A 15,378-nucleotide genomic window follows, 5' to 3' on the forward strand; every position below is an offset into this window, starting at 1 on the left:
CTTCTCACATCGACCGCGAGCCGCCGACTACAGCGCGCCGCAGTCGAGCACGTAGGTGACCTGCTCGGCGTTGTCTTCCACGGACAGGATCTCGCACACGTGGTCGTAGCCGTCGCTGCTCGGCTCGTAGGCGTAGCCCACGAAGCGCATCTCCACGCGGTCGTCCGGCCACGGCTCCGCCGCGGGGCACTCGAACAGGTCGGCCGTCTCGGGGCACTCGCCCTCGCAGCCCTGACGCGAGATGAACACGCTGCCGTGGCTGATGGTGTCGACGTAGACGCCGTTGGGGTCCCACGAGTCCATGTCGCGGGCGGCGACGAAGAACAGCTCCGCGAAGGGGCCGCTGCGCTCATCGGGGATCTTCGCGGGCGCGCATGTTCCCGCGTCGACGTAGAGGCGCATGGGCGTCATGATGTTGCCGTCGAGCCACTGCTTGTTGCACAGCAGGTCGTCGTGGGCGCTGAGCACGAAGGGGTGCAGCCAGCTGTCGAGGTCCTCGCCGATCGCCGCGAAGAAGCTGTCGCCGGGCTCGGGCGGGACCTTCCACCACGAGTCGACGAGGCCGACGATCTAGACCATCGGCAAGACGAGGACCACTGGAGCGAGGGCGGGGGTCTGCAGTCGACACCGGGTCCCCCAGACAACGGAAGGTCAATACGAGGTGACAACAAAAAGAGGAGCGGGCCGAGGCCGCTCCTCTTTTTGTGTCGACAGCGAAGCCTCGCTCAGCCGCCGTACTGCGAGCCGCCAGCGGCGAGCGCCTCGTTGAGGCCGGTGACCTCGAGGTTGAAGTCGGCGTCGACGAGCACACCCGCGGGCAGGCCGCCCATGTGCACGGGGCTGAGGTACTGCCACAGGGGCTCGCCGCCGTCGGTGCCGGGGGTGGTGTCGCCGACGAGGTGGATGTGCTCGTTGGGGTAGGCGGCCTCCCACTGCATGAGGTCGGCCTGGGTGACCGCGCCGAAGTCGTTGAAGTTGTCGAGCAGGACCTCGACGAAGCCGAGGGTGCCCCCCTCGACGCCGGCGATGACCGGGCCGAGGTTCTGGAAGCCGGTCTGCATCCCGGCCATGCCCGAGGCCAGGTCGTTGCAGGGGCCACACCAGGCGCCGGAGATCACCAGGATGAAGGGCGTGCCCGCCATCTCACAGTAGTCCCACTCGTCGCCCTCGACGGTGAGCCCGGACCAGTGCGAGAAGGGCTGGCCGACCTCGAGGGTGCCCGCGGGCGCGGCCTCGGTGCCGCACTCCCCACCGCCGCCGGTGGTGCCCTCGTCGGTGGTGCCCTCGTCGGTGGTCTCCTCGTCGGTGGTCCCGGCGTCGTCGGTGCTGCCGGTGGTCTCGCCCGTGGAGCCGGTCTCCTCACCACCGGTCGTGTCGTCGCCGCCGGTCGTGTCGTCGCTGGCGTCGTCACCGACGGTGTCGTCTGCGGCGCCGTCGTCCTCCGGCGGATCCACTTCCGTCACACAGGCAGAGAGGGCGAGGCTGGTCGAGAGGATTCCAATGGCGGCGAAACGAACATTCATGGCGGCATCATGCACGAAATCAACCGCACTTTGGGTGCTTTTTCGCTCAAACTGGTGATCAAAGCGCAAGTACGGAACGTCACGGAGAGGCTGCGCGATAGCGCGCAGCGAACGGCAGCTCTTGCGACCGCTCGCCCAGGATGACGACGACTGTATTCGACGTATGCTGGGCCATGGCTTTTCGAAGCTCAGCTGCGCGGCTGTGCCTGGTGAGCGCTCTCCTGGTCCCGGCATGCACGATGTTCAATCCGGGCTTCGACGCGATACGGGACAACACCGAGGAAATCGGAGACACGGGAGACGCGAGCGACGCGGACGCAGGCTCGACGGAGGCGGGCTCGACGGGCTCGGAGAGCTCGACAGACGGCACCGACGCAGCTGACGCGACCGAGACCCTCGACGGGGACGACACCGACACCCGCGAGGCGGAGTCCGAGGCCGGGGAGACGGACGAGCCGTGCCGGCTCCCCGAGATCCCGTGCGGGGACGTCTGCGCCGACATCTCCAGCGACCCCCTCCACTGCGGCGCGTGCGAGGACGCCTGCGCCCCCGGCCAGGACTGCGTCGACCACGACTGCGTCTCCGAGGACGGCCGGCTGGTGTTCTTGACCTCCGTCGCCCTCCCGGGCAACGAGCTCGGCCCGCTGTCCGCCGCCCACCAGCGCTGCACCGAGCTCGCGGAGGCGGCGGGCTTCGACGGCGAGTTCAGGGCCTGGCTGGGCGTCGGCGAGGACAACCCGGCCAACACCTTCACCGAGGGCGGCCCCTACTTCCTCGTCGACGGCACGATCATCGCGGAGACCACCCAAGATCTCTTCGTCGGCGAGCTCCTCCACCCCATCGACCTGACCGAGACGGGCGAGGGCCCCACGCCGATCGACAGCTTCTGTCCCGACGCCGACCACTTCGCGTGGACCGGCATCGTGCCCACCGGCCAGACCTCCCCGTCGAACTGCGGGGGGTGGACGACGGTCAACGACAACATGACGGGCATCGTCGGCGTGCCCCTGGCCGAGAGTGTCTGGTGGACCTACCTCAACGGCTGCCAGTTCGGCTGCACCTCGACCGAGCTGCCGCATTATTGTTTTCAGCAGTGACCCAGGCAGTGACTCGGGGCCGTGTTGCCCGACCCCCTGCCACCGCGGCGCCCATCGTTTATGATGCGCAGCTCATGACCGACGGCCCCGCGACCCCCACGGAACTCGACGAGGAGCTCGCGGCCGTCGACGAGCTCGGCTACGAGGAGCTGGCCGCCGAGGCCCAGGGCGTCCGCGAACGCCTCAACCGCTTCCGCGTCGCCCTCAGCCACTACTTCGTCGACCGCCAGTCGATCGTCGACCTGATGACGGTGTGCGCCATCGCCCAGGAGCCGCTGCTGCTCGTGGGCGTGCCCGGCACGGCCAAGTCCGACCTCGTGACCAAGTTCCGCGACGCCCTGGGCATCCCCGACGCGGACTACTTCGAGTACATGCTGACCCGCTTCACCGAGCCCTCGGAGGTGATGGGTCCCATCGACATCAACCTGCTCCGCGACGGCCGCTACGTCCGGCGCGTCCAGGGCAAGCTGCCGACGGCGCGCATGGTCTTCCTCGACGAGATCTTCAAGTCGAACTCGGCCATCCTCAACTCGCTGCTGACGATCATCAACGAGCGCAAGTACTACCAGGACGGCGCGCCGGTCCCGGTCGCGCTCGAGGTGCTGCTGGCCGCGACCAACGAGATCCCCGAGCACGCCGAGCTCGCGGCCCTCAAGGACCGCTTTTGCCTCAAGGCCGTGACCCACTCGGTCCAGGACGAGCACTTCTTCGAGCTCATCGACGCCGGCCTCGACGCCCAGACCCAGCGCGACCTCAACCGCAAGCCGTGGATCGAGGGCCACGCCAGCTTGGTCGACCTGCTCAAGGCCAACCGCTACCTGACCATGCAGATGGCTCGGCGCGAGATCCAGCCCGACGGCTCCGCGCTCCGGGACCGCCACCGCTTCTTCTCCGAGGACCTGCTGCGCGAGCTCCACCGCCTGCTCAAGACCCTGCGCCGCGAGGACGGGGTGTTCGTCAGCGATCGCAAGGTCGTCAAGCTCTACAAGCTCCTGCGCACCCGGGCGTGGCTGTTCCACGGCGGCAAGGTCGAGCGCGAGGACCTGTGCCTGCTGACCTACCTGGGCGAGACCCGCGAGGAGCTCGCGGTGCTCGAGGACAAGGTCCCCAAGCTCCTCGGCCTGGACTGATCCCGGCCCAAGCCACGACACGCGAGCACGGAGGGTAGGGTCATCGTCAGTCGAGCGCGGCATCGGGTCGAGGACTGGGCGGCGGCGGGCTTGGCCCTCCAGCGCGGCGCGGCCGCGGGGGTCGAGCTGCTCGAGCTCGCCCTGCCCTACGTCGAGGCCACCGTCGACGTCCTGCCCCTGCTCCCGCCCCTGGGCGTGGTCGCGGACATCGGCCGCTTGCTCAACCGCGACGCCTTCGACATCGCCCGCTCCGAGCCATCGCCGACCTCGAGCTGCGCGCGGCCGTGGACGCCTACGAAGAGCACGTGCTCGGCCGGCTCGCCGCCGACTACCGGCTGGAGTCCGCCCGCGACGCCCTCGCGGGCCTCGACGAGGAGCTGCGCCCGGCCGCGACGGCGGTGTTCGTCGAGCAGGTCCTGACCCGGCTGCGGCGCAGCTGACGAGCGCCCGGGACCAGGGCGACGAGCGCTTCGACGCCCCCGGGCCCGCCGCGATCCGCCGCGTCCTGACCCGGCCCCCCCTCGAGCTCGCCGCGCTCGGGGGCGCCCTGCTGACCGAGTTCGGGGCCGCCCTGCTCGAGCCCGATGTCGACGACGATGACGACGACGATGACCGGGCCGACGCCCAGCTCGCCGCGGCCCGGCTGCGCGCCGAGCTGGCCCAGCGCTACGCCGAGCTGGCCCGAGGCGCCCGGCGCTGCGGCGCGCTGATCGGCGACATCGAGCTGCTGACCCTCGAGAACCCCCTGGCCCTGCGCTCGGCCTCGACGCGCCTGGCCATGGCCCAGATCGTCGAGGCCGCCAACGCCGTCGAGCAAGCCCTGCCGGTCCGCGTGCGTCGACCCGAGCAGGGACGGGGCCGCACGCCCACGCGCATCGAGGACGAGAGCGCCTACCCCATCGGCGGCTACTCCTCGATCTCGACCATCGGCGGCATGGAGAGCCTGGTCAGCTCCGAGCTCATCTACATGGGCGACGCCGAGCAGCGCGCCACCGGCGAGGTCGACCTGTTCGAGGTCCGCTGGGCCGCGGGCGAGCTGCTCAAGTACACCCGCGACGAGAGCGTGCACACCCGCGAGCGGCGGACCCTGAGCTTCGCGCTGTGCCCCGAGCTCGACCGCGCGCGGATCAAGGACCCGAGCGTGCCCTGGCAGCGCCTGGTCGTCGGTCTGGGGGCCGTGGTCGCCATGGTTCGCAAGCTGTGCGCGTGGCTCGACGCCGCCGAGCTGCACCTGCACCTGCTCTTCGTCGCCCGCCCCCCCGGCGGCACCCTCGGCGTGCCCCAGCCCCTCGCCCCCGAGTCCGCCCTGCTCGCCCTCGTGCTGCGCGAGTACATCGAGGCCGGGACCGTCGAGCTCATCGACGTCGAGGGCGTGCAGGCGGCCTGGACCCACGCCGAGCGGGCCACGGAGCTCGGCGGCAGCGATCTGATCTGGCTCCTCGGTGGACCGACCGCCGAGCTCGAAGACGCCGCCGACGCGGACGAGCTCCGGGCGCGCGTGCCTGTGTCGATGGCGCGAAGCTCGAGCGAAGCCAGCGAGGACGCCCCAGCTGTCCGCGCCCATGGCCAGATCCGCGAGCACGGCCTCGACCTCGACCACGCGCCGCCCCTGCTGTGGACCGACGAGGGCCGCGGGCCTGCGGCCGTGCCTGTGTTCGAGGACGACTGGGAGGCCTGGCGGCGCCGCTTCGCCGCCCTCGCCCTCGCCCTCGCCCTGGGTTGAAGCCCCCTGTGAGCTCCCTGAGCTCCCTGAGCCCCGCGCTCCTGGCTCGGGCACGGCCTTCGTGTCGAATGCAGACTGGCACACCATGAGACATTGAGCTATCAAGGTGTCTCATGTCCCCCGCGGAGCCCACAGACCGGACCCGAGCGCTGCTCGAGGCAGCCCGCGGGCTGATCGAGTCGGGCGCGCCCTGGTCCATGTCCCAGCTGGCGAGCGCCGCCAAGGTCTCGCGCGCCACGGTCTACCGGCACTTTCGCTCCCGTAGCGAGCTCGAGCAGGCCCTGCGCCAGGCGGGCATCGAGGCCAGCGAGCCCCCAGCCTCGGCGCGCGAGCGCTGCCTCGACGCGGTCGCGAGCCTGGCGACGAGCCGCGGCCTCCCGCGCATGACCATGGAGTCCGTGGCCGACCACGCGGGCATCGGCGTCGCCACGGTCTACCGCATCTTCGGCACCCGCAAGGCCCTGCTGCGCGCGTTCACGGCCGAGCGGAGCCCCCGGGCGGTGCTCGACGCGGTCATGCTCGACGCCGACGCGAGCCTCGAGCAGGCCCTCGAGACCCTCGTCGACGCGGTGCTGCGCCAGGTCTCGGACCACGCGCCGTGGTTTGGGCTGAGCTTCGCCGCCGACGAAGAGAGCCGCGAGCTGGTCGCGGAGCTCGTCGCCGTCGAGCGCGAGGCGCGTGCGGGCCTCGTCGCGTTCATGGCCCGCCAGGTCGACGCGGGCGCGCTCGTCGGTGACCCCCGCACCCTCGCCCAGGCCCTGCTCTCCCTCGCCGCGGGCCAGGCCCTGTTCGCCCGCGCCGACGCCCGCTCGCCCGCGCCCGCCGACGCCCGCCAGCTCGTCGAGCTCTTCCTCCACGGCGCCCGCCCCTCCCCCCAGTGACCGACCAGTGACCGACCATGCCGACCCGCCACGACCTGCGCTCCAAAGCCCTGCACAACGACGCCCACGCGATCTTCGCGCGCCTGCGCGAGCACGACCCGGTGCACCGCGGGCGCCTGGGCCGGCGCGAGGTCTACTTCGTGACCCGCTACGCCGACGTCGAGACAGTGCTCAAGTCCCCCGACGCCTTCGTCAAGGATCCGACCAACACCGCGCTGGGACCCGCCGGCCAGCGAGCGCTCCGCATCCCCAAGCTGGCCGAGTCGTTCATGAACGGCATGATCACCAGCGACGACCCCATGCACCGGCGCCTGCGCAAGCTCGTCGCCCGGGCCTTCACGCCCAAGACCGTCGCCGCCCTCGCGCCCAGCATCGAGGCCAAGACCGCGCAGCTGTGCGACGCGATCGTCAACGAGGGCAGCGTCGAGCTCATCGACGCCCTCGCCCTGCCCCTGCCCGTGCACGTGATCACCGAGCTGGTCGGCGTGCCCGCCTCGGACCGGCGCCGCTTCCAGGGCTGGGTCCACGACGTCATGCGCAATTTTTCGCCCTGGAACATGCCCTTCATCCTCCGCGGGCTGTGGTCCTTCCAGCGCTACATCCGGGAGCTCGCCGCGCGCAAGCGGGCCGCGCCCACCGACGACCTGCTGTCCGCGCTGGCCCTGGTCGAGGACGAGGGCGACCGGCTGAGCACCGACGAGCTCGTGGCCATGGCCTTTTTGCTGCTCTCGGCCGGGCACGAGACCACGGTCAGCCTGATCGCCAACGGGACCCTGGCCCTGGCCGAGCACCCCGAGCGCTGGGAAGAGTTGCGCGAGCACCCCGAGCGCCTACCCGCGGCCATCGAGGAGCTGCTGCGCTACGACGGACCCACGCTGGGGACCGAGTTCTACTACGCCAAGCACGACACGCAGCTCGGCGGGGCCCAGCTCCCGGCCGGGGCGGCGATCATGCCGATGGTGCTGTCCGCCAACCGCGACCCGGCGGTCTTCGACGACCCCGACGCGCTGCTCCTCGATCGGACGCCCAACCCCCACCTGGCCTTCGGCATGGGCGTCCACTACTGCGTCGGAGCCCCGCTCGCCCGGCTCGAGGCCAAGATCGCATTCACGGCGCTGCTCCAGCGCTTCGAGCCCCCCGAGCTCGCGGTCGAGCGCGCGCGCATCCGCTACCGCGACGCCCTGTTCCTGCACCGCCTGGACCGCCTCCCGCTCCGGATGCGCCGCCGCCCGTCCCCGAGCGCCCGCGGCTGATAGGCTCGCCCCGTGGACCCGCCCCCGCCACCGCGACGGCTGAGCCTCTCCGTGTGGCTCCACGCCGCGCTGGGCGGGCGCCTGGTTCAGGGCGGCGTGGTGCTCGGGTGCGTCGTGCTGGCCATCGCCTGCGCCTTCGCCCTCGACTCCGAGCTGGCCACGCGCGTGGAGTTCTCGGAGCCGCTGGCCGTGGTCGAGGGCGAGGTCACGGGGGTCTCGCTCTCCAGCGACGACTACAAGGAAGTCCACATCGTCGAGTTTCGCTACGCGGTCGACGGCCAGGCGCTGCGCGGGGTCTCCTACGCCGAGACCGACGACCACGCCGCGCCTCCCCTCGGCCAGGTCGTGCGCGTGGAGTACCTGCGCGACCAGCCCGAGGCCGCCCGCCTCGAGGGCTTTCAGCGCCGCCGCTTCTCGGGGTGGGTGCTGATCGGGCCGCTGATGTTTCTGACCACGGTGTTCGCGGGCCTGGCGATGACCGTGTCCGAGGGCCTCGCCAGCCTGAGGCCGGTCCGGCGAGGGGACGCGCGCTGGGCTCGAGTGGCGGCCGTGCAGCCCCCGAAGGACGCGTCCTCGCGTTGGCGCATCGACCTCGCCCCCCTCGCCGAGGGCGCGCCCGCGACAATCCACGCCGACGGGCGCGCAGGCCTCGAGGTCGGCGATCGGGCGCTGACCTTCGTCGATCCCGACGACCCCGAGGTCGTGCACCTCGCCGCTCGCGTCCCTGGTGGCCTCGCGCTCGGCCCCGACGGTCGGCTGCGCAGCGCCGCGCCCGTGGGCCCCTCGCTCGCCCTGCCGCTCCTGGGTCTCGCGCTGCTCGTCGGTGGGGTCGCCGCGGCTTGGGCCTTCATCTACTAGCGAATCTGGCGGCCTGATAGGCTGTCCCCGATGCGTCTTCGGCTCCTCGCCCTCGCGCCCCTCGCCCTGCTCGCCTGCGGCCCCAACCAAAGCGACCGCCGCCCCGAGCGGGTGCCGCTGTCCGCCGAGGGCAAGGCGGCCAAGAGCCAGGGCAGCGAGGTCCGCGACGCCCTCGCGCCCATCCACGCCGCCGCCTCCAAGCCGCCGCCGCGCGAGGCGATCCCCTGCCCCCTGCTCGAGGGCAAGGCCCTCAACGTCAGCTGGGCGCGCCTCGACACCCTGCACACCGGGAAGTCCGACGCCGATCCGCGCGGCATCCTCAGCGGCGATCCGGCCAGCTTCAACGACGACGTGTTCGCCGACGCCCTGGGCTTCGCGGGCAAGGGCCTCAGCGACGCCAGCGAGCGCGACCTCGAGCGCATCGCCAAGGCCAGCGCGCGCCTGGGCGAGGTCCGCTACGTCCGGGTGGCGAAGACCGTCGACTACCAGCCCCCGGTGATCAGCCTGCGCCCGGGCGGCGATCCAGAGCAGCCCGAGTACGACTACGAGCCCGGCTCGGCCCGGGCGTGGCTGCGCGTGTTCGATCGCGAGGGCGCGCTGGTCTGCGCCGTCGAGGCCAGCGCGACCAACCGCGAGGGCCTGCGCCTGGGCCCCAAGCGCGGCCAAAAGGGCGGCGCCGACCCCCTCGACGTGGCCAAGGCGCGGCTGGCCGTGGACCTGGGCGAGCGTCTGAGCGGAGCCCTGCGCCGCGCCGCCCGGCCCTCGGCCGACAGCACCAGCCACCTCGAGACCGAGCCGAGCAGCTGCGCCGTGGGCTCGGACACGGGCGAGTGCGAGGGCACCGAGACCGGCACGGGCACCGAGACCGGCGCCGCCGGCTGAGCGCCTACTCGGGCGGGATCGGCAGGCCCTGCTTGCGCAGGAAGGTCAGCTGATCGAAGTAGTTGCGCTGCCGGACGATCTTGCCGTCGGCGAACTCGAAGATGTTGCAGCCGCGCAGGCCGATGGGGTCGCGCCACTCGAGCACCACGTGGGCGTCGGCCTCGTGCAGGCGCTCGGCGATGCAGTGCATCTTGGCCGCCGCGAAGTAGCCCGCGAACATCTCGCGGATCGCCGCGCGGCTCTCGACCGCTTCGGCGAACACGATGTGCAAGGACGCGTCCTCGGCGTAGAGCGCCATCATCGCGTCGATGTTGGCGCTGTTGAGACCTTCGACCCACTGCTCGATGCTGGCTCTGTTCGACATCGAGGCGACGCTATCAGATCGACGCTCGATGGCGCTAGACCGCGAAGCTACAGCAGCTCGATGGGCCCGATCGAGGCCGGCGTCTCGTCGTCGCCGATCTGGTTGGTGTGCCCGTAGCCCAGGCGCCCGTCGGGGTTGGCCCCCCAGCACAGCACCTCGAAGTTCTCCGTGACCGCGCAGCTGTGGGCCTCGCCCGCGGCGATCATGATCGCCGGCGCGCCGAGCTCCACGGGCGTGCCCGCGGCCGGGACCTCGTCGTCGCCGACGTCGACCGTGTTCCCCTGGCCGAGCTGACCGTTGAAGTTCGAGCCCCAACAGCGCACCTGGCCGGTGCTGAGCAGGGCGCAGGTGTGCTCGCCGCCCGCGGCCAGGGCCGTCGCCGTGGCCCCGAGCTCGATGGGCACGAGGTTGGCCGGCACCTCGCCCTCGATGTAGCCGTAGCCGTAAGAGGTGCTGGCCTGGCCCAGCTGGCCGCGGTCGTTCTTGCCCCAACACAGCACCTGGCCGCTGGAGAACAGCCCGCAGGTGTGCTCGTTGCCCAGCGCGACCGCGTTGATGATCACGCCCTCGGGGATGGCCTCGGGGTAGGCGGGCACGGGGCCGGCGTCGGCCGGGGCCTCGTTGTCGCCGTAGATCGTCAGGCTGCCGTAGCCGGACTGGCCGCGGTCGGCCCGGCCCCAGCAGCGGACCTCGTTGTCCGCCCCGGTCGCGCAGCTGTGGAAGCCGCCCAGGCCCAGGGCCGCGGCCTCCGTGCCCAGGAAGGTGTACTGGGCCGCGCTCGGGAGCTCGTTGTCGCCGATCGCGTCGAGGCTGGAGATGCCCAGCTGCCCGTAGGTGTTGAGGCCCCAGCAGCGCAGCGTGTTGCCGCCCGCGCGCACGCAGGTATGCGAGAGCCCGGCGGCCAGCATGTCGCCCGCGCCGCCGAGATCGACGGCGGGCAGCATGGTCAACACCTCGTCGTCCCCGCGGTGCTCGGTGTCGCCGTAGCCCAGCTGGCCGTGGAAGTTCTGGCCCCAGCAGCGGATGCTCTCGTCCACGAAGCGCCCACAGGTGTGGTAGCCGCCCGCGGCCACGTCGGTGATCGCCAGGGGCAGGGCCAGGTCGCCGACGCTGGCCGGGGTCTCCGTGTCGCCGAGGTTGGCCATGTTGCCGTAGCCCAGCTGGCCGAAGAAGCCCTCGCCCCAGCAGCGCAGGCGACCGCCCTCGATCAGCGCGCAGGTGTGGTGCGCGCCCAGGGACAGCTCCTCGACCTCGGTGTAGGTGCAGTCCGGATCGCAGCCGTCGCCGATGATCTCGTCGCCGTCGTCGCACTGCTCGTTGGCGTCGAGGGCCCCGTTGCCGCAGCTGTCGGACACGCACATCCCGCCGACGCAGGCCAGGCCCGCGTCGCAGCTCTCGGGGCTCCCGTCGCAGGCGCAGCCCAGCCCCGAGCAGGACCCGTCCTCGGAGCCCGAGTCCGTCTCGTCGTCGGAGCTGCTCTCGCCGCCGACGGACTCGCACAGCCCCTCGACGCACTCGAGGCCCGGGTCGCAGCCCCCGCCCTCGGTGCACATGCAGCCGACCTGGCCGACGGCGCAGCCGCTGTCCGAGGAGCTCTCGTCCGCGCTCTCGTCCGCGGTCGAGTCCTCGCCCTCATCGTCGCCGACACCCGTGGTCGAGGCGGTACAGGCCGCGCCCGAGAGCAGGACCGCGCTCAACAGCGGACCCAGACCGAAGCGCCCTCGGGTGCGAGCGAGCGCGACGCAGCAAGACAGACGCATGGCCTGGATCTACCATCGCCAGGCTCCCATGTTGATGGTCCCTGCGATTTTCCAGGCGAGCGCGCATCTCTCGCGGGCCCGGACCTGGACCTGGCCCTGGCGCCGGCACCTGGGCGCCGTCGCCTCGCTCGTCGGCGGCCTGGCTGCGTGTGCAGGGCCGCCGACCCCGGAGCCGCCGGTCGCACCACGCGAAACCCAACGGCCGTCCCGGCCGAAGCGCTGGACCCTGGAGTGAACGCCCAGGCCGAGCCGCCCCCGCCGCTGACGCGAGACGAGATCCGGACGGTCGTGCGGGCAAAAGTCGGTGAGGTCCGGGCTTGCTTCGAGGCTGGCCTGAGTCGCTCGGGGTCGCGCGGGCGCGCTGACCATCGTCAGCGACGAGCTCGGCGAGCCCCCGGGCCAGGCCCAGGTCGCGCCCTGCCTGCTCGCCGCCCTCCCCCGCTGGCAGTTCCCCGCCCGCGCGACGGCGCGCCCATGACCCTGCGCTACCCCTTCGCATTCAGCTCCGAGGAAAGCCTGCGCGACGCCGGCCTCCCGCGGGTCCAGGGCACCGTCTCCCCCGCCGCCGTCGGGGCCGTGTTCGCGCTCCACGTCGACGCCCTCGAAGCCTGCGTCGGCGACGAGCACGGCGCGCTCAGCCTCGCCTTCATCCTCGACGACGGCGGCCGCGTGCGCTCGATCGCCGCCGCCGCCAGCGAGCTGTCCGAGCCCGCCACCGTGGGGCGCTGGAGCTTCCCGCCCGCCGCGCCGGAGGACGAGGCGCGCGTCAACCACGATCTGCGCTGGTGAACCCGTCGGCCTCGACCAGGCGGATGAGCGCGCGCAGGCTCTGCCCCGGCAGACCCAGGCGGCTCGCCAGGGCGTCGACGGCGATGGTCTGATCGCTGCCGCGGGCCGTCGGCGACAGCCACGGCAGGAAGTAGACCCCGCACTCGACCTCCTCGCGGAAGCGGATCAGGTCGCTCTCGCCGTGGAACAGCATGAGCAGGGACCAGGGCTCGGGCAGCACGGCCAGGAACTTGCTCAGGCCGCGGGCCAGGCAGGTCACGGTGAGCTCGTCCATGTTCTGCAGCGGGTCGTCGAGCACGAGCAGGCCCAGGGGGTTGCGCACCCGGGGCGCGCACAGCAGGAACAGGGCGAGGGTGAAGGCGTTGAGCTGGGCCGTGTTGAGGCGCAGCTCGGCCCGAGCCCGCCGCGGCGCCCGAGCTTCGCTGCCCGTCTCTGCGCCAGTCTCTGAGTCCGTCTCTGAGTCCGTCTCTGAACCAGTCTCGAAGTGCAAGCGCGGCGTGTCGCCCTCGTCGACCAGGCGCAGGTTGACGTCCTCGTAGGCCCAGCGCGCCGGAGTGAACAGGGCCATGAGCTCGTTGAGGGCGTCGATCAGCCCGCGCGCGTCCTCGTCGGCCGCGGCCAGGCGCGCGACGAAGCTCTCGTTGAGCTCGACGCCGACGGCGTGGGCCTCGAGGGCGAGCGCCCGGGCCTGACACACCCGGTCGACCACCGCGGTCAGCCCGGGCCCGACCGCCTCGCTGGTCTCCGGCGCCTCGGCCCCCGAAGGCTCGACGAGCCCGGCCAGCGAGGGCCGCTCGTCCTCGGCCTCGCGCACCGCCCGGAGCGAGTCGAGCATGCGCGCGGCCGCTTCGCGCATGGGCTCGGTCCACCCTGGCGCGCCGATCTCGACCCCGGCGAAGCGCGGGGCCTGCTCGGCGCGGTCCTCGACCTGCGCCGCTCGGGCCTCGACCAGGGCCTCGCGGATCCGTTCGCCAAGGCCGGGGCTCGGCTCGTCCGGTCGCCACCACCAGCCGAGCTGATCGAGGGCCGCGAAGGCCTCGGCGTCGAGGTGCATGCGCACGGCCGGAGTGGGTCGCACCGCGGCGGCCTCGCCCGCGCTCCCCCGAGCGTCCTCGACCGCGGCCTCGCCCGCACCTGGACCCCCCGCCCGGCGCAGCTCGAGGGCCAAGCGATCCCGGGCGTGGGTCCACGTCCGCAGGCCCTGGCGCAGGTCCTCGCGCACCCCCTCGGGCGTCTCGCTCAGGCTCCGCAGCAAGCCCTCGGCCGAGTTCGCCTGCGCCAGCGCCTCGCCGCTCCACCCCGACTCCCGCGCCGCCGACAAGGTGTCGAGGATGCGCAGCTGCTGCTCGCCGAGCTCGACCAGGGCCGAGAGCTCGAGCCACCCGTCGATGGCCCGGGCCGCCGCCCCGCGCTCGTGCAGCCCCTGCGGCCGCGCCGCCCCGCGCTCCTCCTTCCACCAGCCCGCGAGCTGCTCGAGGCTGCGCTGGGCCTCTTCGAGCACGGCCAGGTTCGCGACCAGGCCGGCGCGCAAGCGCTCGAGGCCCAGCTGCAGGGTCTCGAGCTCGGAGCCGTCGAGGCCCACGTGGCCCTGACGCCCGAGCGTCGCCTCGACCTCGGCGAACTCGGGCACCTGGCCGTGGAGGACCCGCAGCTCGGCCAGGGGCACGGGCAACACGGCGTCGAGCAGGCTCGGGTCGACCTGTCCGGCGTCGAGGCTGGCGAGGGCGTCGACGAGGACCTCGTGAAGGTCCTGGCGCTCGCGTCGACGGCTGCCCAGCCACCGACGGACCCGCGCGGGCAGGTGGGCCACGGCGACCTCGGCCGCGTGCACGGCCTGGCGCCAGCGCTCCCGGGCCCGGGTGTCCTCGGCGAAGAAAGCTGCGAGCAGCTCCGCGGCCCGGTCGGCGTCGCTGGTCCGCACCAGGCGATCCATGACGGTCTGGTCGAGGCGAAACGAGGCCGCGAGCTCGACCGCCGAGCGGCCCGCGATGTCCTTCGGCGGCCGCGCCCCGTCGGCGAAGGAGAAGCGGTGCACCCCGCCGCTGCAGCGCAGCTCGACGCTGGCGTGGCGGTGCTTCGGCGCCCAGCGGTTGCGGATCACCCCGGCGTAGTCGTCGACCCCCGCGAGGCGCTCGATGGAACCGGTCAGCATCAGCTCGAGGGCCTCGACCAGCGAGGACTTGCCCGAGCCGTTGTGGCCGTGGAGCAGGTGCAGGCGCGCGCGCGGGTCGAGCACGAAGCGGCGCAGCCCCGGGAGGCGGTAGTCCTCGAGCTCGACCGACTCGAGCCGGCCCCCGCCCGCGGCGACGTTGCCCGGGGCCTCGAACCACCGGCGCGTATCGGGCAGCAGCCACGCGAAGGCCCGGCGCAGCGCCGCGGGCCCGAGGCCCGTCCAGGACCCCCCTCCGCCCGCTCCAGGCACGAGCGTCAGCAGGTTGATGCCGACGGCGTGCAGGCAGTCCGTGGTCCGCGACAGGTGGCGCAGCGCGTGGCCGAGGGCCTCGAGGGCCGGCTCGACGCAATCAAAGGCGAGCACCGGGGCGACCACCAGCTCGACCGTCGCGCTGTCCACGTCTGCCCCCCCGCCGCTGCGATCGCTGAGCAGCAGGTGACGCAGGTAGGTCGCGCGCTCGACCAGGTCGCGCAGCAGCGGGCGCAGCTCCTCGACCCCGACCCCCGACGCGCCGCCGACCTCGACGGTGTAGACCAGCCCGACCGTACCCAGCTCGCGGTCGTGGACGAACAGGTCCGGCGCGGGCTCGTAGTGCGCGGCCACCTGCAGGCGCGGACGGACCAGGTAGCTCGCGCCCCAGCTCGGGCCCGCGTCGGGCTTGGCGAGGGGCGAGGGCGCAGCCCACAGCTGGGGCACGCCGAGGCACAGGTCGAGGGCGAGGGCGTCGAGGTCCTCCCCTACCCGCGCGCGCCACCCCCGAGCGCGCTCGAGGGCCGCCGCGGCCTCCTCGACCTCCGCGCCCAGGGCCGTGATCCGCTCGAGCGTCGCCTTCGCGTCGATCGCCGCCCGGCTCCGCCCCCGGGCCTGCGCCAGCGCGACCTCGGCCCCCTCCAGCACCCCTTCGGAGCCGAGCGCCCGCGCCCCCTCGAGCGCGCCGCGAAGGCC

At 72.8% G+C, this 15,378-nt stretch carries 14 protein-coding genes; 9 read left to right on the forward strand and 5 right to left on the reverse strand.

Features of this window, described 5'->3' with window-relative positions; genetic code table 11:
* Positions 1-27: 27 nt before the first annotated feature.
* Positions 28-468, reverse strand: a complete 441-nt coding sequence (locus PPSIR1_RS39170; protein ID WP_006976848.1) for a hypothetical protein — start codon at positions 466-468, stop codon at positions 28-30.
* Between the two features lie 257 nt (positions 469-725).
* Positions 726-1,523 (reverse strand): hypothetical protein, encoded by a 798-nt coding sequence (locus PPSIR1_RS39175; RefSeq protein WP_157596445.1) that lies wholly within the window; start codon positions 1,521-1,523, stop codon positions 726-728.
* A 209-nt stretch (positions 1,524-1,732) separates the two neighbouring features.
* On the opposite strand from PPSIR1_RS39175, the gene PPSIR1_RS39180 reads away from it, so the two are divergent.
* The 8 genes from PPSIR1_RS39180 (at position 1,733) to PPSIR1_RS39210 (ending at position 9,347) form a co-directional block, all read left to right on the forward strand.
* Positions 1,733-2,620, forward strand: coding sequence for a hypothetical protein (locus tag PPSIR1_RS39180; protein WP_157596446.1), 888 nt, complete (start codon positions 1,733-1,735; stop codon positions 2,618-2,620).
* Positions 2,621-2,694: 74 nt separating this feature from the next.
* Positions 2,695-3,750 carry an AAA family ATPase gene (locus PPSIR1_RS39185; RefSeq protein ID WP_006976851.1) on the forward strand — a complete coding sequence of 352 codons (1,056 nt, stop codon included), beginning with the start codon at positions 2,695-2,697 and terminating at the stop codon, positions 3,748-3,750.
* 284 nt (positions 3,751-4,034) lie between these two features.
* On the forward strand, positions 4,035-4,190 hold the full coding sequence (locus PPSIR1_RS50970; protein WP_006976852.1) for a hypothetical protein: 156 nt from the start codon (positions 4,035-4,037) through the stop codon (positions 4,188-4,190).
* A 338-nt stretch (positions 4,191-4,528) separates the two neighbouring features.
* Positions 4,529-5,473, forward strand: coding sequence for a hypothetical protein (locus PPSIR1_RS50975; RefSeq protein ID WP_006976854.1), 945 nt, complete (start codon positions 4,529-4,531; stop codon positions 5,471-5,473).
* A gap of 113 nt (positions 5,474-5,586) precedes the next feature.
* On the forward strand, positions 5,587-6,354 hold the full coding sequence (locus tag PPSIR1_RS39195; protein WP_006976855.1) for a TetR/AcrR family transcriptional regulator: 768 nt from the start codon (positions 5,587-5,589) through the stop codon (positions 6,352-6,354).
* A 17-nt stretch (positions 6,355-6,371) separates the two neighbouring features.
* A complete protein-coding gene (locus PPSIR1_RS39200) occupies positions 6,372-7,607 on the forward strand; it encodes a cytochrome P450 family protein (protein ID WP_006976856.1) in 1,236 nt (411 codons plus the stop codon).
* A 12-nt stretch (positions 7,608-7,619) separates the two neighbouring features.
* The gene (locus tag PPSIR1_RS39205) at positions 7,620-8,465 is read left to right on the forward strand and encodes a DUF3592 domain-containing protein (RefSeq protein ID WP_086002112.1); all 846 of its coding nucleotides are present in this window, start codon (positions 7,620-7,622) and stop codon (positions 8,463-8,465) included.
* Positions 8,466-8,495: 30 nt separating this feature from the next.
* A complete protein-coding gene (locus tag PPSIR1_RS39210; protein WP_006976858.1) occupies positions 8,496-9,347 on the forward strand; it encodes a hypothetical protein in 852 nt (283 codons plus the stop codon).
* A gap of 4 nt (positions 9,348-9,351) precedes the next feature.
* Here the strand turns inward: PPSIR1_RS39210 and PPSIR1_RS39215 are convergent, their stop codons facing one another.
* Together PPSIR1_RS39215 and PPSIR1_RS39220 are read right to left on the reverse strand one after the other, a co-directional pair.
* Positions 9,352-9,711: a nuclear transport factor 2 family protein gene (locus PPSIR1_RS39215; protein ID WP_006976859.1), complete on the reverse strand. Its 360-nt coding sequence runs from the start codon at positions 9,709-9,711 to the stop codon at positions 9,352-9,354.
* Positions 9,712-9,758: 47 nt separating this feature from the next.
* Positions 9,759-11,471: a hypothetical protein gene (locus tag PPSIR1_RS39220; RefSeq protein WP_086002115.1), complete on the reverse strand. Its 1,713-nt coding sequence runs from the start codon at positions 11,469-11,471 to the stop codon at positions 9,759-9,761.
* Positions 11,472-11,945: 474 nt separating this feature from the next.
* Between PPSIR1_RS39220 and PPSIR1_RS39225 the strand changes: the two genes are divergently transcribed.
* Positions 11,946-12,260, forward strand: a complete 315-nt coding sequence (locus tag PPSIR1_RS39225; protein WP_006976861.1) for a hypothetical protein — start codon at positions 11,946-11,948, stop codon at positions 12,258-12,260.
* Here the strand turns inward: PPSIR1_RS39225 and PPSIR1_RS39230 are convergent.
* Positions 12,238-15,378 (reverse strand): AAA family ATPase (locus tag PPSIR1_RS39230; RefSeq protein ID WP_006976862.1); only part of this gene is annotated, 3,141 nt, incomplete at its 5' end. The two genes, PPSIR1_RS39225 and PPSIR1_RS39230, sit on opposite strands and share 23 nt — an antisense overlap.

Source organism: Plesiocystis pacifica SIR-1 (assembly GCF_000170895.1).
Lineage (GTDB): Bacteria > Myxococcota_A > Polyangia > Nannocystales > Nannocystaceae > Plesiocystis > Plesiocystis pacifica.